Source organism: Roseibium sp. (assembly GCF_051016195.1).
In the GTDB taxonomy this organism is placed as follows: Bacteria; Pseudomonadota; Alphaproteobacteria; order Rhizobiales; family Stappiaceae; genus Roseibium.
The window spans coordinates 346,428-366,236 of sequence record NZ_CP134616.1; the positions used below are offsets into that span (position 1 = coordinate 346,428).

The 19,809-nt window shown below is 55.4% G+C and carries 20 protein-coding genes; 3 read left to right on the forward strand and 17 right to left on the reverse strand.

Going from position 1 to position 19,809, the window contains the following annotated elements; translation table 11 throughout:
- Nucleotides 1-55: 55 nt before the first annotated feature.
- On the reverse strand, nucleotides 56-1,444 hold the full coding sequence (locus tag RDA78_RS01620; RefSeq protein WP_434053630.1) for a hypothetical protein: 1,389 nt from the start codon (nucleotides 1,442-1,444) through the stop codon (nucleotides 56-58).
- A 282-nt stretch (nucleotides 1,445-1,726) separates the two neighbouring features.
- A complete protein-coding gene (locus RDA78_RS01625; protein WP_434053631.1) occupies nucleotides 1,727-2,530 on the reverse strand; it encodes a hypothetical protein in 804 nt (267 codons plus the stop codon).
- 395 nt (nucleotides 2,531-2,925) lie between these two features.
- Between RDA78_RS01625 and RDA78_RS01630 the strand changes: the two genes are divergently transcribed.
- A complete protein-coding gene (locus RDA78_RS01630; RefSeq protein ID WP_434053632.1) occupies nucleotides 2,926-3,981 on the forward strand; it encodes an MORN repeat-containing protein in 1,056 nt (351 codons plus the stop codon).
- 145 nt (nucleotides 3,982-4,126) lie between these two features.
- On the opposite strand, the gene RDA78_RS01635 is transcribed toward RDA78_RS01630, so the two are convergent.
- From RDA78_RS01635 to RDA78_RS01650, 4 genes are all read right to left on the reverse strand, one after another.
- A complete protein-coding gene (locus RDA78_RS01635; RefSeq protein WP_434053633.1) occupies nucleotides 4,127-4,294 on the reverse strand; it encodes a hypothetical protein in 168 nt (55 codons plus the stop codon).
- A gap of 950 nt (nucleotides 4,295-5,244) precedes the next feature.
- Nucleotides 5,245-6,528, reverse strand: a complete 1,284-nt coding sequence (locus RDA78_RS01640) for a TRAP transporter large permease (protein WP_434053634.1) — start codon at nucleotides 6,526-6,528, stop codon at nucleotides 5,245-5,247.
- 2 nt (nucleotides 6,529-6,530) lie between these two features.
- The gene (locus RDA78_RS01645; protein ID WP_434053635.1) at nucleotides 6,531-7,025 is read right to left on the reverse strand and encodes a TRAP transporter small permease; all 495 of its coding nucleotides are present in this window, start codon (nucleotides 7,023-7,025) and stop codon (nucleotides 6,531-6,533) included.
- Between the two features lie 77 nt (nucleotides 7,026-7,102).
- On the reverse strand, nucleotides 7,103-8,095 hold the full coding sequence (locus RDA78_RS01650) for a TRAP transporter substrate-binding protein (protein ID WP_434053636.1): 993 nt from the start codon (nucleotides 8,093-8,095) through the stop codon (nucleotides 7,103-7,105).
- A 133-nt stretch (nucleotides 8,096-8,228) separates the two neighbouring features.
- On the opposite strand from RDA78_RS01650, the gene RDA78_RS01655 reads away from it, so the two are divergent.
- Complete coding sequence (locus RDA78_RS01655; protein WP_434053637.1) at nucleotides 8,229-8,906, forward strand: GntR family transcriptional regulator; 678 nt, start codon at nucleotides 8,229-8,231, stop codon at nucleotides 8,904-8,906.
- Between the two features lie 235 nt (nucleotides 8,907-9,141).
- Nucleotides 9,142-10,329, forward strand: coding sequence for an alpha-hydroxy acid oxidase (locus RDA78_RS01660; RefSeq protein WP_434053638.1), 1,188 nt, complete (start codon nucleotides 9,142-9,144; stop codon nucleotides 10,327-10,329).
- 33 nt (nucleotides 10,330-10,362) lie between these two features.
- Here RDA78_RS01660 and RDA78_RS01665 read toward each other — a convergent pair whose 3' ends face one another.
- The 11 genes from RDA78_RS01665 to RDA78_RS01715 form a co-directional block, all read right to left on the reverse strand.
- The gene (locus RDA78_RS01665; protein ID WP_434053639.1) at nucleotides 10,363-10,887 is read right to left on the reverse strand and encodes a 2,4'-dihydroxyacetophenone dioxygenase family protein; all 525 of its coding nucleotides are present in this window, start codon (nucleotides 10,885-10,887) and stop codon (nucleotides 10,363-10,365) included.
- Between the two features lie 11 nt (nucleotides 10,888-10,898).
- Nucleotides 10,899-11,603, reverse strand: coding sequence for an SDR family NAD(P)-dependent oxidoreductase (locus RDA78_RS01670; protein WP_434053640.1), 705 nt, complete (start codon nucleotides 11,601-11,603; stop codon nucleotides 10,899-10,901).
- Nucleotides 11,600-12,232 carry a 2-dehydro-3-deoxy-6-phosphogalactonate aldolase gene (locus RDA78_RS01675; RefSeq protein ID WP_434053641.1) on the reverse strand — a complete coding sequence of 211 codons (633 nt, stop codon included), beginning with the start codon at nucleotides 12,230-12,232 and terminating at the stop codon, nucleotides 11,600-11,602. The genes RDA78_RS01670 and RDA78_RS01675 overlap by 4 nt, the downstream gene beginning before the upstream one ends.
- Nucleotides 12,229-13,149: a 2-dehydro-3-deoxygalactonokinase gene (locus RDA78_RS01680; protein ID WP_434053642.1), complete on the reverse strand. Its 921-nt coding sequence runs from the start codon at nucleotides 13,147-13,149 to the stop codon at nucleotides 12,229-12,231. The genes RDA78_RS01675 and RDA78_RS01680 overlap by 4 nt, the downstream gene beginning before the upstream one ends.
- Complete coding sequence (locus RDA78_RS01685) at nucleotides 13,130-13,801, reverse strand: RraA family protein (protein ID WP_434053643.1); 672 nt, start codon at nucleotides 13,799-13,801, stop codon at nucleotides 13,130-13,132. Before RDA78_RS01685 ends, RDA78_RS01680 begins: the two co-directional genes overlap by 20 nt.
- Before the next feature lie 16 nt (nucleotides 13,802-13,817).
- Nucleotides 13,818-14,846, reverse strand: coding sequence for a C-terminal binding protein (locus RDA78_RS01690; RefSeq protein ID WP_434053644.1), 1,029 nt, complete (start codon nucleotides 14,844-14,846; stop codon nucleotides 13,818-13,820).
- On the reverse strand, nucleotides 14,839-15,333 hold the full coding sequence (locus RDA78_RS01695; protein WP_434053645.1) for a lactoylglutathione lyase family protein: 495 nt from the start codon (nucleotides 15,331-15,333) through the stop codon (nucleotides 14,839-14,841). Before RDA78_RS01695 ends, RDA78_RS01690 begins: the two co-directional genes overlap by 8 nt.
- A 25-nt stretch (nucleotides 15,334-15,358) precedes the next feature.
- Complete coding sequence (locus RDA78_RS01700; RefSeq protein ID WP_434053646.1) at nucleotides 15,359-16,147, reverse strand: SDR family NAD(P)-dependent oxidoreductase; 789 nt, start codon at nucleotides 16,145-16,147, stop codon at nucleotides 15,359-15,361.
- A gap of 3 nt (nucleotides 16,148-16,150) precedes the next feature.
- A complete protein-coding gene (locus tag RDA78_RS01705; protein WP_434053647.1) occupies nucleotides 16,151-17,137 on the reverse strand; it encodes an ABC transporter permease in 987 nt (328 codons plus the stop codon).
- The gene (locus RDA78_RS01710; RefSeq protein ID WP_434053648.1) at nucleotides 17,134-18,669 is read right to left on the reverse strand and encodes a sugar ABC transporter ATP-binding protein; all 1,536 of its coding nucleotides are present in this window, start codon (nucleotides 18,667-18,669) and stop codon (nucleotides 17,134-17,136) included. Before RDA78_RS01710 ends, RDA78_RS01705 begins: the two co-directional genes overlap by 4 nt.
- An 85-nt stretch (nucleotides 18,670-18,754) precedes the next feature.
- Entirely contained in the window at nucleotides 18,755-19,792 is a 1,038-nt protein-coding gene (locus RDA78_RS01715) for a sugar ABC transporter substrate-binding protein (protein WP_434053649.1), read from the reverse strand.
- Between the last annotated feature and the right edge of the window lie 17 nt (nucleotides 19,793-19,809).

Here is a 19,809-nt window from a genome sequence, read left to right on the forward strand (position 1 = left end):
AACCTCAGTGCGGTTATCACCAGATCAACCTATCCAAACAGGAGCGCCCACCAGTTTACTTCAAAGCTTCCGCTGGTAATCGCACAACGCCAGACTTAGCCGCTTTCGACCACAGCTCCCACCTACGCGCCGCTGATTGAGTATCATCTGGGCCGGTTCCCCATTTTATCCATGGTATGATATCGAGCAACAAGTGTTTCTCTCCGTTGCCAGAATCATAATTGTAAGTGCCTTTGTTTGTTGCATCTGTGACAATTTTCTTGTTGTCCGGATCTGATACATCAAACACAACTTCTGACCCGTGTTCGTGAGTCCATTTTTCTATTTTTGACGGGTCATCTATTCCGATCGTGTGAAAGGCAGATTGAGCTTCTTCCGATTTGGTCCATCCATTAGAGCCGCTAGATATTTGGTCATATGTTAATCTAGGTATTTGATTTCTATTGCGCGTGTCATTCAATACTTTAAGATCATTTAGGCTTATATTGTTTCTTTCAGCCAAACGTACAAGTATTGTTGTTACAAAATCTTCATCATATTTGTCACTGAGCGTCTTCGTGTAGAAAACTTCCATGTGGCCGCGCATAGGTGCGCCCAGTATCCCTGAATTTGCGTACTCCACAAGCTTTGCGGATTTCTTATCTCCATCAATCTTCTGGTATTCGGATTCATAGGTGAGATCCATAACCGTGGTTCTTTGGCTCTTGCCATTTGACGTAGTGATAGAAGGTGCTTTTGGATTAACGGGAGGCTTCGTTGACCGTGATGACGAAACCGGCTTTTGTTTGGCCGCCGCCACTCTTAACTGTGTCGCTCGATCAAGATTTGATTTTGCGTCGATGGTTGCCTGGTTAGCTCTGTTTACCCTTTCCTCCAGTTTTGGAATACCTTCCGTCAGTTGCTCACGCTCTCTTGCGACATCACGAGCGCTTTCGGCTAGCTTTAGCTTTCTCTTGAGAAGTTCGAGTTTCTTCTCCGGGTCGGAGGTAGCATCAGCTTGTCGTTGAAGAGAATCCATACTTTCTTTTGCGTCAGCGAGAGTTTTGCTAGCCAATTTTTGCGCTGACCTGGCTTCTTCGAGTATTTCTCGAGCTTTACTTTCTTCCTTTTCAGCCGAGGCCAGAGCCTCCCTGGCTTTGGCCTCATTCTGAACTGCTTGCTGTATCGTTAAAGCAGATTGATCTCTTGAGGGAGTTGGCTCCGATGAAGGTTCGGCCCGCGTCTTGGGCAAAGAAGTGGCCGGGCAACGAAAAACCACCAGATCGCTCGTCTGTGCTTGACTGCCATCTGGGCAGATACAAACGTAGCCAGATCCCTGAGCAGAAACCCAGCGGCCTTCGCAGTTTGCATTCGCCAGTTTCGTCTGCCATCCCCAAGCAGGTGATTGAAAAGGGGCAATTGATGGGAAACAGATGATGCAAGCAAGAAAAATTCGCAAGTTCATTATCGGCTCCAAACTAATCAAGCAGACCGATTGAATTTTCGATAGCGCCCATATCAACTCATGCTATCAGCTAGCTACAACTTCCATTGGTCGTCAATGCTGCGCACGCAATTCGATCTAACGTTAGTTCACGTTTCTATTGCTGTCTATATAGATCGAATATTGAAATATATCGGATATCTGACACGGTGTTGAAGTTTGTCTGAAAGTAAATTCAATCGGACTTGGTGAGATTTTCACCAAACGTGTACAGTCAATGGTAGGAGGAGTGAGTCTAGCTGGTCAATCACGTATAATCTCTGTGAGAAAGCCCCACTTAAAAAGTTCATGATGGTCAAACCAAATAAGATCTCCTGGATGTGCATCCGCAATATCAGCAAAAACAGGGTCGACTCCCATTTGACTGAGGTATCTCCGCTGTCGATTCAAATTTTCTTGGCGCTCAAAATCAGTCAGTTCTCGATCAGGCAAGAAGGCTCGATGCAAGCCAAGTAATGCGACAGAATTCGTGAAACGCTCCATTCCCCCTGCTAGAACAAACAAGCATGCGGAAGCACATCTCCCATTCACAGTTATAGTTGCACCGTTCCTTCTAATATGATCGCCAGCCTTCATCGCTTCGATTACCAGTCCGCCGCCCGACTCGAGAATTATCAGGGCATTAGGCCCAACGGCATCTAGTTTCCGGCGAACCATCTCGCTGTAACCGCTCCTGATTTCGCCAATTAGTGCAATCGTCGAGGCTGCGTCGACGAGATCAGGTGTCAGTCGAAAATTGCATCTAAAGTGTTTTGCTGAAGCAAACCCGTGTCGCCCATTGTTAAGTGGGAATCTGTGCCAAACATCACCATCCAAGTCGTATTCGGAACGCCACCAGACGACATTCGTACCACCCAGCAACTGAGCAATTACAGGGTTGTGTGTTCCGGGCGCGGCTCTAACGTTTAGACGCTGGCTTGTTACAGTGCAGGCCTCTTCCCACGCTTGTGCATGTGGTTTGCCCGCGAAAAACATGAACAAAATCAAACAAGATGTCGCCATCAATAGAATGTTTTGAACAGAGCTTTGTGGAAAGATCCTCATCATATATGCTCAAAATGAAACACTAGGATTACTCAAGGGAATAATATTCAAACTCTTACTAAATTCAATGTTCTTTTGTGTTTACGATGCTACTTCCATCTTGTCGGAAAGCTGTGCAAAAATAGCTCTTCAACGCTGGGAGGAGGCCTCGAAAACGGGACTTTTCGACCAAACAGTTGCGTTGGTGCTCTTTGGAATTGACGACGCTTGTCTCAGGCATTCATCCTGGGCGAATATGCCAATGCAACTCTTCATCTGAATTATATCGACGGTATTGTCAGCAAATAAATGCTTCAATTGCGATTGTGCTTAGCAATCTAAAGTCGCGGTAAAACATAGTTGAAATGCCTAAATTATAATAATTAGCGAGGTGTTAATACAGAGGAGATGAAGCTTTTATGCGTAAGATTGGCTCGTTACATTATGTTATAATGTTAAATATATCTCTCATACTCGTTGCATTTTCAGCGCGAGCAACAGAAACTAATTTGCCAAGATGCAAGTCAGATGTTCGAGTGTGGGATTCTTGCTCAAGGGAAAAATTCTATTCAAATGGCGATATGTACGCAGGGGAATGGAAAAACGGCGAGAGACACGGCGAGGGAGTTTACACTTGGGCCAACGGCAATACCTACACGGGTGGCTTTGTCGCAGGTGAAAAACATGGCTTGGCAACGTACACCGGGTCCGATGGCAGTACGTACAAAGGTCGCTATGTGGCCGGTAGGCGACACGGTTTTGGAACGGCGACGGCTCCCAACGGCGGCAAATACACTGGAGGATACAAATACGGAAAGTTCCATGGCCAGGGAACTTTGACCTATGCCGATGGCAGGAGGTACGGGGGTAATTTTGTTGCCGGTAAGCGTCACGGTGTAGGAGCGATGACCTTTCCCGACGGCAATAAGTACAGCGGGGAGTGGGAAAACGACAAGATGCACGGCGAGGGAACCCACTCATGGTCGGTTGGCGATAGGTACACTGGGGGGTGGAGAAGTGGAAAGTGGCATGGCCAAGGAACGTATACTTGGGCCAGTGGCAAAACCTACAAGGGAGGTTACGTCGCCGGCGAGCATCACGGTTTAGGAACCATGACATTTCCAGAAGGCGATAGTTACACTGGTGAGTGGCAAAACGGAAAGTGGCACGGCCAAGGAACGTATACCTGGGTCAACGGCAATACCTACGACGGAGGTTATGTCGCAGGCAAACGTCATGGATTAGGAACGATGACACTTCCCGGCGGCAACAAATATGTCGGCACATTTGAGGACAACAAAATAGGAGGCAGGGTGACGTTGTATGACGCAAATGGGAATGTCATCAAAGTATGGTCAAATGTAAATGCGCGTAATGATACACCATCAACTGACGCAGCCTCCTTAGACGGGGAAATTAGCAATTTGGAAAATGAGATCGCCGAGTTGGAAAGACTTATCGAACACTCGGAATAGTCTATTGGTTTTTATCAGCTAAACCGCAGAATTTAAAGAGAAAAAATTTACCTGTCGCCAAAAGTCCTCGCCTATAGGTTAGCTCTGTGCGCGCGAGGTGGAGTACTACCGAACGTGCCCTTGGGATGGGCTAGCGTTTTCCGGATCAAGTCAGGAATACGGGCTGGCTGCATGTTCTGATTTCATCAGGTCCAAGGGCACTTTGTTGATCCGTAGCCGTCCGGTCGTCAGAGATCGTGCACAACTGCTTGCGCCGGCGGAAAATTTGGCTCACGTGGCTTCCCGCCGCCCGGGCAACCTCCGATACGTTCACTCCCGGTTCAAGGCAGGCAGCAACAAGCCGCTCTTTGTCCGCCTGCGACCATCACCGGCGGCGCTCCACCGACGTGATCAACTCAATATGCTGCTTCGTCATATTACTACTCCTAGTGCTATCACTAGGACTGATAGGCTTCAGCCTACGCCAGCAAGACGGCCTTCACCGGAGGGGTACCGCGAAGCAATGATAGCCCGCCGTGCTTCCGCCCCCGCAAGAACGCTAAGTCTTGCAAGACATTCATCGATGGTGCTATTGCGCGATGAGGCTTCGGGGTATTGTCCGCTTCCGAGTTCTAACGAAGGTGCGTTCGCACTTGGAGCGAAGTTCCGTTTCCCGCCCACGCAGGAACATCGTGAAACACGCCTGATTGGGAATTGAAAGGCTTGTAGTGAATTATGCGATGATCCTCGCTATCCTTTACACGAACATACGACTATGACATCGAAAGATCACTTAAGCGTGGTATTTTTTGTGGTACGTTTTTCTTCTTTTCATTTTAATTAGTTTAAAATCAGATATTTATGTGATCAGTTAGACAGACTCTCTGTCCGCCATAATTTTCTTCCTATTATATTGATAAAAATGAAGAAATCAGACTATCCGATTTTCAGCCCATCATTTGGCCCATCAATCGGATCGGTTTCCACACTTCGTCGCAAATTGATTGAACCAATCGCTTGCGGTTTCAATGAATCAATAGACCAAATTCACGACGTAGACGCATTCCGTCAGACGCGTAAAATGCTCGTCGAGGCGACCAGGACCCGATCCCCGGCATCTGCGCGGACAAATCGGCCAAGGCGAAAACGACTCCAGAAGATCGCTCATCCCGCAGTCTAAGAAGTCGCTGCCTGATACGGCGCGAGTGTCGCAATGGTCTGGCGCTGGTGGCATTCCCCAATCGAGGTGGATCGCCGTTGTGTTTGGGAAGTCGGAGCTTCGCCTTACCACAAGGACGGCAGCGCCAGGGACAGTGCCGGTACATACGTGACCAGCGCCAGCAGCGCCAGCATGCCTGCAAAGAACGGAAGTATGGCGGCGCTCAGCCTTTCGATCGAAATGCCGGAAATCCCGCTAGCAACGAACAGGTTGACACCGAGCGGCGGCGTGCAGAACCCGATGGCCAGATTGACGGTAAGGATCACTCCGAACACCAGCGGATCAACGCCGATCGCGGCGGCTACCGGCAGCAGGATCGGCGTCATGATGATAATCGAAGAGATCGTTTCCATGAACATCCCGATAACCAGCAACAGCAGGTTGATCAGTAGCAGGATCAGGATCGGGTTGTCCGACAGGCTCGTGATGCCCGTGGCCAGTTGCGCAGGAATCTGGGCCAGGGTTGCAAGTCGCCCGAAAGCTGCCGCCATGATCACTAGGATCAGGATCGTGCCGCTGGTCAGCGCGCTCCGGGCCAGAATGCCAGGGACGTCGGACCAGCGGATATCCTTGTAGACAAACAGGCCGACAATTGCCGCGTAGACAACGGCCACCGCGCCGGCCTCGGTGGGTGTGAAAATGCCGCTGTAAATGCCTCCGAGGATGATCAGGGGCACGAGCAGAGCCCAGAATGAGGAGCGAAACGTTACAGCGACCGATGCGGGGGAGAAGGTCTTGGTGCTTGCCAACGCGGCCTCTTCCTTGCGCAAGAGGATCCTTGCCACGCACATGAACATCAACGCAAACAACAGACCTGGAACGACGCCTGCGAGAAACAGCTTGCCAATGGATACCTCGGCCGTCACACCGTAGATGATGAACGGAATGCTCGGTGGTATCATCACACCGATCATGCCGGACGACGCCGTAAGCGCACCGCTGAACCGGCGGCTGTAGCCGACCTTCTCCATTTCCGGGATCATGTTCGACCCGATTGCGGCGACTGTGGCCGGCGAAGAGCCAGAAATAGCGGCAAAGAAAAGACAGGCCAAAACATTCACGTAGGCGAGACCGGCGCGGATGTGACCTATCAGGGCATTGGCGAAAGCCACGAGCCGCCGCGACATTCCTCCGCTTTGCATCAGGTCGCCTGCAAGAACAAACAGCGGAACCGCAATCAGGGGAAAGGAGTCCGCCCCGGTGACCACCGAGCGAGCCAAAAGGACAAGCGGTGGCGCCCCATCTACAAACAACATGACCGTCATTGTTGCCAGGCCGAGGCAAATGCCGATCGGCACGCTGATGAAAAGCAGAAGAACAAGGGACAGGAAAAGGACAGCAGCAATCATCTTCATGAGCCTCCCTGCAAAGGTGTGCGAAGTAGCTTACTTGTCTGGAGCATGTGCTGAAGAACCCTGATCGAGGACAGGGTCGCGCCGATGGGGGCGGAGGCGTACAGGATGGGTATGGGCAATTGAAGGACTACCGATTTCTGTTTGGCGACGAAGGGAAGCTGGATCAGTTGAACGCACTCGGCAATCAGGACGGCCATGAACATCAGGATCAGCAGATCCACCACGAGATCGAGATAGAGTTGCAGACGCTCCGGCAACATGCCGCGCAGGATCATGATCCGGATATGCTCCCGCTTCTTGAAGCCATAGCTGACCGCCAGCCAGATGAACCAGACAAAGACCCACAGCGTCAGTTCCTCACCCCAGGAGAGCGATGCGTTAAAAATGTAACGCATGATGACATTGAAGCTGATGAGCAGAACGATAAAGGCCAGCAAGCACGCAGCAAGAACGCGCTCCGCATTGGCATCGATCCATCTGATCGCGGCCATTTTCTCCTCCCGGTTGTTCTTTCGGCCGGCCGGCAGGTGATGCCGGCCGATCCGTTTCGGCATTTTTTCGTGCGGGTTTACTGCGGCGTGCTGTCCTTGACCGCGGACACCCAGGCATCAAAGACGTCGGCACCGACTTCGTCTCTGTAGGCAGCGCGGACACTCTCGGTCTGGTCGGAAAAAACCTGCCGCTGCTTCGAAGTCAGATCGACGACGTTCACACCTGCTTCCCGAATCTTCTGGAGCTGTCCGGCTTCCTCGGAATTGACCAGGTCCTGCTGATAGCTTTCCGCCGACGCCATGGCATCGCGTAGCAATTGCTGATGTTCAGCCGAGAGACCGGAGAAAAAAGCTTCGCTGATAACCGGGATGTAGACCGTAAAGACGTGACCGGTCAGCGAAACGTGTTTCTGGACTTCGTAAAATCGCTGGCTGTCGATCAGAGCGACCGGATTTTCCTGCCCGTCGATCACGCCTTGCTGGAGCGCCGAATAGACCTCTCCGAAATTCATCGGCGTCGGATTTGCACCAAGTGCCTTGAAGGTCGCGACATGTGCCGGCACCTTCATTGTTCTAAGCTTAACGCCCTGAAGATCTTCGGGAGCTTCGATCGGACGAACGTTGTTGGTTACGTGCCGGAGACCGTTTTCAAGCCAGCCAAGCCCGACCAGGCCCTGGTCTGACAGACGGTCGAGCATCCGGTCGCCCGCACCGCCGTTGAGAACGCCGAGTGCGATGTCCTTGCTGGCATACATGTAGGGAAGTTCGATGACGGCGAATGCGGGATCCCAACCGGCAAAGAAGGAAGACGGCGACACTGCCATTTCCAGAACGCCGGCCTGCACGCCTTCAATCATCTCGCGATCCGGACCCATCTGCGAAGACGGGAAGATCTGAACATCGATCTCCCCGTTCGACCCGGCCTCAATCTGCTCCTCAAAATGCAGCAGTGCCCGATGCATGTGGTACTGCTCGTTGGCACCATGCCCGATCCGGAGCACGGTTTCAGCAGCGGCGGTCCCTGAAAGAAGCGCAATAGCCGCGCCAATCGTGAAAGCCAGTTTCTTCATCAAAGTCTCCTCCCCGAGGTTTCCAAACTGCGCCTTATGCGCAATATTCGATCTGATATACCAGATCTAATATTGCGCTGCAAATTTTTTCTGCTATCCTGTTTCAAACTAGGGAAGGCACGGTGCGAGACTCATGGACAGCACAGCGATCAAACGGCCCGCGGCACTGAGCGAAGGTGCGGCGGACGCGATAAGGAAAGCCATCATTCAAGGCGAATTCGGACTAGGTGAGGCCCTGCCGGAGGCGCAGTTGACCAGGCGCCTCGGGATCAGCAAGACGCCGATCCGCGAAGGTCTGCTCCTGCTTTTCAAGGAAGGCCTGGTAACCAGCTTTCCGCAACGCGGCTTCTTCGTATTCACGCTGACGCGCGAAAGTGTCACCAAGCTCTGCGACTTCCGGCACGTCATGGAGTCCGTCGCCCTCGACATGGCTCTTCGTCAAAACCGGGAACGTCTGATTGCCGATCTGGAGGGAGTTTGCGCGGAGATGCAAACGGCGCACGACAATGGTGACTTCGAGCGCTACCTCGAGCTTGATACCGCGTTCCACGAAGCCTTTTTCGACCGGGCGGAAAACCCTTACGTGAAGGCCTCCTACCAGATGGCCGCAAGCAAGGTCGCGACGATACGGACTCACCTGTCGCGCGGGCACCTTCGAACCGATCTGTCGCTGAGCGAGCACGTGGACATTTTGCGCGCACTCAAGGCGGAAGAGGATCGCAAGGCCCGTGCCGTGTTGAAAAAACAGATTTTTCGAGGTGAGCAAGTCTATGAAGAACTGGTCACGGAACCACATAGGAAACCGGACTGAAATTTCACCTCAAGCAGGTCAATTCGTGCACGCTTCGATCGGTTTGGGCGGCGTGTGTCACATCGAGCAAACCCGGACGGACATTTCTTGAGTATGGCCGGATCACTCCGTCTTCCCTGTGCCAGGGAGATCTTTCGGATCAGAACTTCCCGGCACACCGCCTTCAAACCTGCCGATGGAATTCAAACAATTCGCGGCGCGTGTCTGCAAACGAAACATAATTGAGGTTCACGAGATGGAACTGGATCTGTCTTATCCTTCGGTCGAAGATCTCAGGAAACGCGCGAGGCGCAGGATTCCGAGGTTTGTCTTTGAGTACCTGGACAGTGCGACGGGCCGGGAACTCGGTTTGAAAATCAACCGCGACGCGCTCGATGCCATCGGATTCATGCCGAGTATTCTGGAGGGGCACGTCGCAGCCAATCAAAAGACCCGGTTCATGGGACAGATGTTCGACCTTCCTTTCGGGATCGCGCCGGTTGGAATGTCCGGGCTGGTCTGGGCAGGTGCGGAACGCTGTCTGGCGAAAGCCTCTGTCAGGCACAATATTCCTTACTGCCAGTCCAGCGTTGCCGTCGCCTCGCCGGAGGACGTTGCTGGCCATATCGGCAACAACGGCTGGTATCAGCACTATCCGGTCAGCTCGGCCAAGATAAGGCGAGCGATGCTGGAGCGCATAAGGGACGCCGGTTTCAACAAGCTGGTTCTGACGGTCGACGTGCCGGAAGAAAGCCGACGTGAACGGCAAAGACGTGCAAATCTGACAGTCCCACCCAAGGCGGACCTCCAGACGCTCTGGTCAATGGCAAAATGTCCTGCCTGGTGCCTGTCTCATCTGCGGGAAGGTGTCATGCCCAGGATGCGGTTCTTCGACGACTACGTGCCGACGCGAGGTCGTGAGAGCTTTACCCACGCCGGTCGACTGATACGCGGGTGCCCGGACTGGGACTATCTGCGAGAGCTCAGACAGGAATGGGAGGGCGACCTGATCGTGAAGGGCGTGCAACGCCCCAGGGATGCGATGCGGCTGGTATCAGAAGGCGTGGATGGCATCTGGGTCTCGAACCACTCCGGAAGGCAGTTCGAGGCAGGCCCGGCGGTCATAAACCAGCTTCCGAAAGTCCGTTCGGCGGTCGGCCCCGACTTTCCGCTTATCTACGATTCCGGAGTAGCCGGCGGCCTCGACATCATGCGCGCCTTGGCGATGGGGGCGAATTTCGTGATGATCGGCAGGGCGTTCCACTATGCCGTCGCAGCATTCTGCGCGGAAGGCATTGATCATCTGGTTCACATCCTGAGAGCGGACATCCAGGCCAACATGAGCCAACTCGGCCAGGAGGACCTTGGAACGCTGCCGGATTATCTGTTGTTTGAAGGTGCCCAACACTGCGAAGATGCGCGGGCCGTCGTCACGCATGTCTAACGGTGCAGAAAAAAACTGCTCCTGGCTCCAGCGCTACCTCAGAAACTGATCCACGAAGTCTTCACCGAGGCCAACTTCAGCATAGTGTTTCCGGCACATGTCGATCTTGGTGAAGACGTCTTCATACCCAAGCGGGTTCCCATAGGGGTCGACGTAATACATGTTGCCGTTGACCTGAAAGAGGGTGATCATTTCCTCGACATCGTCAGGAACAACAAGTGTATGTGTCTCCCCCGGCGGCTCGTAGACATACCCACCTGCTTCGGCGACCCAGTCATGTTCCAGGTAATGCCAGCGCCCCTTGAGAACGTATCCATGAACGGGATTCGGATGCCGGTGGCGGGACAGGACGCCGGACTTTCTGACCCTTAACAGGTTCACCCAGTAACCCTGACTTCTGTTGAGGCATAGCGGGCGAAACCAGACGTTTTCAGCCTGAGGCACCCAGATACGCTCGTCCTCCGGTATGGCGGATGGAACAACGATCTCTTCCTGGGCATCCCTGGGAAACGGCAACTGGTACGGCATCCGCGGATCTGTGTCAGTCTTCAAAGGCATTTCCTGTCTCCTCATACCGCCGAATAACCGCCATCGACCGGATAGACCGCGCCGGTGACAAAACCTGCTTCTGCCGAAATAAGCCATTTAACAAGCGCGCCGACTTCCTCGACCTGGCCCCAGCGGTCAAGCGGCGTCCGGCCCATGATCGTGTCATTCCGCCTGGCATCGCGCCGCAATCCTTCCGTCATTTCCGTCTCGATCCAACCCGGCGCCACGGCGTTGACGCGAATTCCGTCTTGCGCCCACCTGGCGGCAAGGGCCTTGGTCAGTTGCGCAACTCCGCCCTTGGATGCCGAATAGGCCGGCACAAGAGGCCCTCCGAAATAACTGAGCATGGAAGCCGTGTTCACGATCGCACCGCCGGACGCCCGCAAGAGCGGGTATGACGCCAGACAGCAGCGCATCGTTCCCGTCAGATTGACGTCAATCACCTTCTGAAAGACGTCAAGCTCATATTCCCTTTCGCGAACCAGAATGCCAGCGCAATTCACCAATGCATCCAGTCTTTCAAGACCGGAAAAGAGACTGTCGACTGAGGCCTCATCCGTCACGTCCAACAAGCGTAACTCAATGTCCTTGCTGCCAGAGAACCGGGCGATCTCCTCTTCGGACACGCCTGCCGAAATCACATGCCAGCCGGACCTGGACAAAACTTCGGCAACACCGGCGCCAATTCCGCGCGTTCCACCCGTGATGACGACGTTCCGATTCATTGCTCGACCATTTCCCTGAAGGTTTCGACGAAGGTTTTTGCGCGGCACGATATTTCCTCGAGCGGGTAACCTGGTTTGTAAAGCGCCGATCCAAGACCGAAACTATCTGAACCGGCCTTGTGATAGACAGCCATCGTCTCCGGCGTGATACCTCCGACAGCGGCGATGGTTGCGTCTCCGGGCAAAACCGCCCTCATCGCGGCAATCGCCTTTGGCGGCACCATCTCGGCAGGGAAGAACTTCAGGACCGCTGCGCCGTTTTCCAGTGCGTCAAATGCCTCGGTCGGCGAGAAGACGCCCGGACACCATTTGGCCCCCAGCTCGACCGTTCTTTCTCCAACGTCCGGTTTCATGTTTGGCGCCACGATCAGCGTCCCGCCCGCGCCTACAACTGCTTCGACCCTGTCCGCCGACAGGACAGTTCCTGCTCCGACAACGATCCGGTCTCCAAACCTCTCCGCAATCTTCGAAATCGAGATCAGCGGCTTTGGCGAATTCAACGGCACCTCGATGATCCGGAACCCGGCTTCAACGAGCACTCCGGCAACGTCGAGCGCGGTCTCCGGCGTCAAGCCGCGCAAGATGGCTATCAGCGGATTGTCCGCCAGCGCTTCGTTCCATGCCGTCATGAAATCAACCCGGCGGACTTGGCAATCAGGAAGTGGCCCAGGGCGACAATGTTGTCGGGAGCTCTTCGACTGGCGAGTTCAGCCACCGTCAGGGCGATTTCGTAGCGATCCGCCAGATCTCCCCGACCGACAATCGTCACGGTGTGATCAGCTTTCAGGGATGTAGCAGCAAACTTCACCTCTGCGCCGATCAACATGCCAGACAGATAGTCGGCGGACATTTCTCCCGAAATCTTGCCAAAAAGCGGCAGGGTCCGGACATGGAAAAGTTCATGAAGGAGATTGCCCTTGGACGACAGTCCCGACTTGACACCCAACCGGAAGCCGTCTTCGTTGAACGGCCCGTCTTCCATCAAGGTTCCCAAGATCGTGTGCGACTTCAGGGTCCCGAACAACTCGCCGGTCATGTAAGTCATGTAGTCGCCGATCGCGCCGTCAGAAACGGTGATCCATTTGCTGTGCGTTCCCGGCATGACGTAGGTGCCGTCTCCCAGTCCGGCGGCCGACGCCCCGACGATCTGGGTTTCCTCCCCGCGCATGACGTCCGGTGCGCCATCGTGTTCAGTGCTCATCCCGGTCACAAATTGCAGCCGGACGCCTTTCGAGGTTTCATGCGTCACGAGCGCAGACGCCAGTTCGTCGATACCTGAAGGCACCTGAACGTAGGGCGTTTCCACCCAGCCGTTGCGGCTCGTGATCATGCCCGAGGCGATCACTGGCAACGTCTTTTCCGCAAGCCAGACCTTGAGAAGGTCATGGAAGACCGAGTCAAAGTCCCGGTCTTCCACGTGCATGATTCCCAGGGAGGTGGAAATCATGTCCAACACTTCGCCGTCCATTCCGATCAGAAAGGCCCGCAGAGAGGATGTCCCCCAGTCCATTCCGATCAGTGCGGCATCAGATACGGCCGAATTCATTTAGCAAATCCTCGACGGTCTTACCCTTCGCCACCCACTTCCGGGTTTCCTCTTCCCTGTCCGCCTGTTCCTTTGCCTGCCTGACGGCTTCTTCGGCGCGCTCCAGCGGAATGACGGTGACGCCCATCAGATCGGCGACCACGAAATCACCGGGGTTGACGACGATACCCCCGCACTGGATCGGCACATTGATCGAGAGCTCTTCCTTGCGGCCGGAAAACATCGTGTGCGTCCCGCGTGGCGTAATGGCACGGGTCCAGATTGGCCAGCCGATGTCTTCCAGTTCGTCGGTATCCCGGCCGGCCCCGTCAACGATCATTCCGCGAATGCCGCGGTTCTGAGCCAGTCCACCCATCAGGCCGCCACAAACGGACGTGTTCGGATCGCCACCGGCATCCACCACGATAATGTCGCCCGGTTGCCCCATCTCCAGGGCCTTCAGCGGATCGACGAGATCGCCCTTGGACAATTGCACGGTGATCGCCTGCCCCGTGACCTTCGCCCTGAAAGCCGGTTTGATACCGCTGTCCATCACGCCTGTGCGGTATTGCACGTCAGCAAAAACAGCTGCGGCGGAATAGCACTGCACGACGTCGTCAAACTTCTCCAGAAGATCCGGGCGGCGTTTGAAATCATTGAACTCTTTAAGCATTCCTGTTTGTCCTGTGTTATGCGGAAAGACTCAGCGCTGATGAATTCACCGGAAAATCCGGTTCGCGCTTTGTGAGAACCTTGGCGACCTGGGTCGCGGCGATTGTGCGTGCTGCCGTGATCGACTCTTCCGAATAGTAGGCTGCGTGCGGCGTAACCAAGACATTCGGCAGGCTGAACAGCGGGTTGTCTGCCGGGTTCCATGCAGCCCGTTTCGCCGGCTCTTCCTCCGGATCATCGAGGCCCGCCGCTGCCAACCGTCCCTCGGTGAGCGCCCTGTAGAGTGCGGCGTTGTCGACAGTCGGACCCCGGCCGGTATTGACCAGGATCGCCCCGGGCTTCATCTGGGCGAACTCCCCATCGGAGAGAAAGTGACGCGTCTGCGGGGTCATCGGCGCCTGCATAAGGACATAATCGCTGCGCCTCAGCAGTTCGTCTTTTGAGACCAGTTCGACATCGTGCTTTCTTGCCACTGCCTCGGGCAAAAAGGGATCGTAGGCGGTCATCCTGGTTCCGAAAGCACGTGCCCTCGCAGCGATCGCCTGGCCAATCTTGCCAAGAGAGACGATTCCCATCGTCCGCCCGCGTATACGGTTGACCGGCTGTCCGCTTTGCCAACGCCATATTCCGTTGTGGGTGGCCCGGTCGTAGTCGGGCAACTTGCGGGCGAGCGTCAGCCAAAGCGCAATGGCATGGTCGGCGACTTCCTCCGTACAGTAGTCCTGTACATTGGTGACCAGGATGCCGCGTTCGGTTGCAGCGTCGACATCAACGATGTCAACGCCGACACCGTAGCGCGCGATCACCTCGCATTTCTGCATCCGCGAGATCGTCGCCCGTCCGATGCGCGCATACTGATTGATCATGGCTGCACAGTCGCGCGCATCCTCGAAGAGGTCCTCTTCCTGTTTGCTCTGCAGTCCGACGACCTCGGCACCCACGGCTTCGAGAATTTTCCGCTCCACGTCGATGTCACCGAAATCGAAATCGGTGATCACCACCTTGGGCCGGTCATCGCGCCATGGTTTGTCCGGAACATCAGACATAAGCACCCGCCGAATAGGTCAGTTCGTACGAATGGCTGTAGAGCTCGATGATGTTGCCGAACGGATCTTCGCAATAGACCATGCGATACGGCTTTTCGCCCGGATAGTACCTGCGCACCTCTTTCATGCGTTGCCTTCCGCCGAGGCTTTCGATGACCTTTACCCGGGCCTCAAGATCCTCGTCCTGCAGGCAGAAATGAAACAGCCCGGGGCGCCAGTATTCGAAGGGGTTCTCCTCCTGCCTGGTGTTCGGGAACTCGAAAAGTTCGATGCCGATGCCGTCTCCCGTGCTCAGGTGGGCAATGCGGAACGATCCCCAGCCTTCCCCGAAGACGTCGTCGCACATCTGGCCGATCGCGCTGTCGTCGTGATTGATCTCGGTCGGGCCCATGATCTGATAAAAGCCAAACGCTTTCGTGTAGAACTCAACGGCTTTCTCAAGGTCCGGGACGGTGATGCCGATGTGAGAAAAGGTGAGTGCTGGCATGATTTGCTCCGTTGTCTTTCGGTGTTCAGAGAATGCTTCGAATGATGCCGCCTTCGATGCGGTAGCCCGCACCGTTGGCGGCACCGGATGCGGCGACGAACGCGATCATCCGCGCAACTTCGTCAGGTTCGACGAACCTCTGGATGAGAGATGTCGGTTCGTCGTGCTGGAAGTAGTTCGAGACGATCCCGTCGATGGGTTCGCCTTTTTGAACGGCGAGGCCTTCAAAATAATTCTGGACACCCTCTGTCCAGGTCGGTCCGGGGAGCACAGAGTTCACCCGAACTTTTGTGCCTTTGGTCAGTTCGGCCATGCCGCGGGTCAGTCCAAGCATCGCGGTCTTGGTAACCGAGTAATGGACCATCTGCGGCAACGGCTTGACCGCCGCCTCGCTGGCGAGGTTGACGATGGCGCCCGCATTCCTTTGCAGCATGACCGGAAGAACGAGCCGGCTCATGCGAACCGCACTCAGGACGTTGATATTGAAATAGGAAAGCCATTCGTCATCGGTTAGTTCCTCAAACGCCTTGACGGAAAAGATCCCGACATTGTTCACCAGGATGTCCACCGGACCCGTCGCGGTCGAGAACTTGAACAGTTTTTCGGCATCTTCGGTTTTGGTCAAATCTGCTGCCAGACCGCTGACCTCTCCGTCGCGACCGAGATCACTGACACAGTCATCGACCTCCTGCTTTGACAACCCGTTGACAATGACGCTGGCGCCTTCTTCCAGAAAGGCCTTTGCCGTGGCTTTGCCTATGCCTGCACCGGAGCCGGTTACGAGGACGCGTTTTCCCCGGAGTTCGAGATCCATTGCCTATGTTCCCCGTTGCTTGGTAGGCGAAACCGAGAAAAGCGCCCCGATCTTGCCCGAGATTTCGTTCCGCCACATGTCAACGCCGACGGCGGCAAGAATGATAATGCCGAGAACGATGTTCTGAACCGACGTCGGCACCGCGTTCAGGTTGAGTGCGTTTTGAACGACGACAATGGTCAGCGAGCCAATCAGGGTGGCGAGCACATTGCCGCGCCCGCCTGCCAGGCTTGCGCCGCCGACCACCGCCGCCGCGATGGCCTGCAGCTCCAGTGTCTGTCCGTAATTCGGTGATCCGGAGTTCAACCGCGCCGCCATCAGCACGGCCGCGACGGCCGTCATGAAGCCGGCAATGGCGAACGCGTAGGTCTGTACGCGCCGCACATTGATCCCGGACAACGCCGCCGCAGAGGGATTGCCACCAATGGCATAGATTTCGCGGCCCAGCTTGGAGTAGTTCATCACCACGGCGGCAAGACCGTAGAAGAAGACCAGATAATAGAACGGCAGCGGAATACCCATGAGCGATCCGTAGAACAGCGGCTCCAGGTTGGGGTCCAGCGAGAAGATCGGCGAGCCGTTGTTGAAGAGCAGTGCCAGACCACGGAAGGCGATCAGACCGGCCAGCGTCGTGATGAACGACGGGATGCGCAGATAGGCGGTCAGCACACCATTGGTCAGGCCGAGTACCAGACCGCACCCCAGGACGAAGAGGATCGCAAGTGGTAGCGGCAGGCCCATGAATTTGAGCATCTCGGCCAGCAGCATGGTCAGGAGCGCGACCATGGAACCGGCACTCAGGTCAATTCCTGCCGTGATGATGACGATCGTCGAACCGATCGCGATCAGGGCGACGATACTGACCTGAAGCGACAGGTTCGACAGGTTGCCCGGATTGAGAAACCGGTCCGTCGTCAAGGCGACGAGTGTTGCAATGACGATCAGCGCGATCGCCGGGCCGAGCAGTTGCGCGTCGAATATGCGTTTCATGCCGCCGACTCCTGTATTTTGGGGGTTGCCTCGTCTGAAGATGCTTTCACGAGATCGACATGCGAAAGCTCGGATGCCCTTGCGATGCCGGTCACGGCACCGTGCTGGACGGTTGCAATCCGGTCGCTCATGGCCAAAAGCTCATCGTGGTCTGAACTGATGAGAATGATCGACTTGCCCTGGGCGGTCAGTTCGTTGATCAGCCGGTAAACAGCGAGTTTGGCGCCAACATCGATACCCTGTGTCGGTTCGTCGAAAATCAGAATATCGGCATTGCAGAACAGCCAGCGGGCCAGGATCACCTTCTGCTGATTGCCGCCCGACAGGAGATTGATCGTCTTGGAATCGGCCTGGGGAGAGATCTCCAGTTTCCGGATATAGTCTGCCGTCACCCTGTCTTCGGTCGAAAGATCGAGGAAACCGGCCCGGGCTATGCTTGAAAGCCCGGCCGCCGTTATGTTGCCACCGGCTGCGAAATTGGGAAACAGCCCGTCGAATTTCCTGTTCTCGGAAACGAGCGCCAACCCTGCGCGAATGGCATCCATGGGGCTCTTGATCCTGACCGGCTTGCCGTGGATCCTGACCTCGCCAGCCAGCAGCGGATCGGCTCCGAAGAGGCCAAGCGCGATTTCCGTCCGGCCGGAGCCAAGAACACCACCCAGACCCAAGACCTCGCCGGCCCGCACGGAAAAGGAAGCACCCGAAACGCCCTTGGCAGTCGTCAGACCGCGGGCTTCCAGGACGATCTCCTCGCGGGAGTTGTTGGTCTTGGGATAGTGCTCGCCGACATCCTCGCCGATCATCGCAGCGACAATATTGTCGACCGAAATCTCCGTCTCACCGCTGGCCCGGACCACCTGTCCGCCACGCAGGATCGTGACTTCGTCAACGATCCGCTCCACTTCATCCAGCCGGTGCGAAACATAAAGAATGGCGCATCCTTTTTCACGCATCCGCCGCAAGAGCTTGTGCAAATGCTCGATTTCCGAAAGTCCGAGCGCTGCCGTCGGTTCGTCGAGAATGATCGTGCGGGCATCAGAGGCCAATGCCTTGGCGATTTCGACCAGTTGCTGCTCGGCAACGGACAGATTGCCCGTGGTTTCCTCCGGGTCGAGATCGACTTCCATTTCCGAAAGAACGGCTTTTGCCTCCCGGTTCATGGCGGTCCAGTCGACACTTCCGAAACGTCCCGTCAGCAACCGGCCCAGAAAGATGTTTTCGGCGACTGTCAGAGACGGAACAATCGAGAATTCCTGGAAGACGGTTGCAATTCCCTTGGCACGCGCATCCGTTGGACTGTGCAGCCGGACGTCTTCTCCCGCGCACCTGATGCGGCCGGCGTCAGGCGACTGGACCCCGGACAGCATCTTGATCAGGGTTGACTTGCCGCAGCCATTTTCGCCCAGCAATCCGTGGATGGACCCTTCGAACAGCTTCAATGAGACGTGATCGTTTGCAAGAACACCCGGATAGCGCTTCACAAGATCAATCACTTCCCAAAGCGGTTCTTTGATTTCAGATATCGACGTCATCGTTTTGACCCGGATAGGTTCGACCTTGCACGCAATCAGGGGCCGGTGGCATCCGAAGACGCCACACGGCTGCTTTGCAGAAGGGTCAATAGGACTTGGAGGGTTGGGGATAGAGCTTTTCCGGCTCCTGCAGCACCTGAACCACGTTGCCTTCGTCAACGATTGTGGTCGGGATCTCGATCCAGCCACCCTCGAACGTTCCATTGAGGGCATCCATCGTGGCATTCATGGCCGCCTGTCCCATCAGGAAAGGAACCGTGTTGACCGTCGCGGTGAAATTGCCCGCCGCGATTTCCTCAAGACCCGATGTGTCACCGTCATTGCCGAGAATGGTCAGGTCACGCCGGCCCATGGCCTTGGCCGCATATGAGGCGCCGATCGCCATGTAATCGTTGGCGGCGAAGAGCATATCGATGTCAGGATGAGACTGAAGAATATCCATGCCTGCGGTGTTGCCGCCCTCGACATTCCATTTGCCATCGATGGATACAACCACCTCGAAATTTTCCGCATCCTTGATGCCATCGAGAAAACCGCCGACACGTTCGGTCGAGTGGTAGCCGGGCTGGCCCTCGATGATCCCCACCTTAACCGGTTGACCCTCGGATTTGGCGATCGCCCAGTCTGCGATTTTTTGGGTACCCTTGCGCTGCGCGTAACCGACAACGCCGTGGATCGGGGTCGGAAAATTCGGAATGTCGGAGTTGATCATGACAACCGCGACACCCTTGTCGACCGCCCTTTTCAGCAAAGGTGCGGCTGCAAACTCGTCGTGTGTGCCAAAGATGATAGCATCCACATCCTGGGTCAGAACGTCCTGTATCATGCCCATCTGACCGTTGATATCGGCGCCGCTCTGGGGTGCCAGCATGAAGACTTCAACCCCCTTTTCAGCGGCGACCTTCTTTATGCCTTCGCCGATCGCGATGTAGTAGTTGAACTCGGTTGCCGGAGGCATGTAGGCGATCCGGAACGTGTCATTCACCGGCTTGATTGTATCCATCGCCGCCTGCGCTCCGTCCTGGAGCGGCACGGACGCAGGATAATCGCCTGCAATGGACGCGCCCGCACCCATCATGGCGACGCCGGCGCTCAAAAAGATTGATTTCATGAGATTTTTCATGTGTCTCCTCCCGAGGT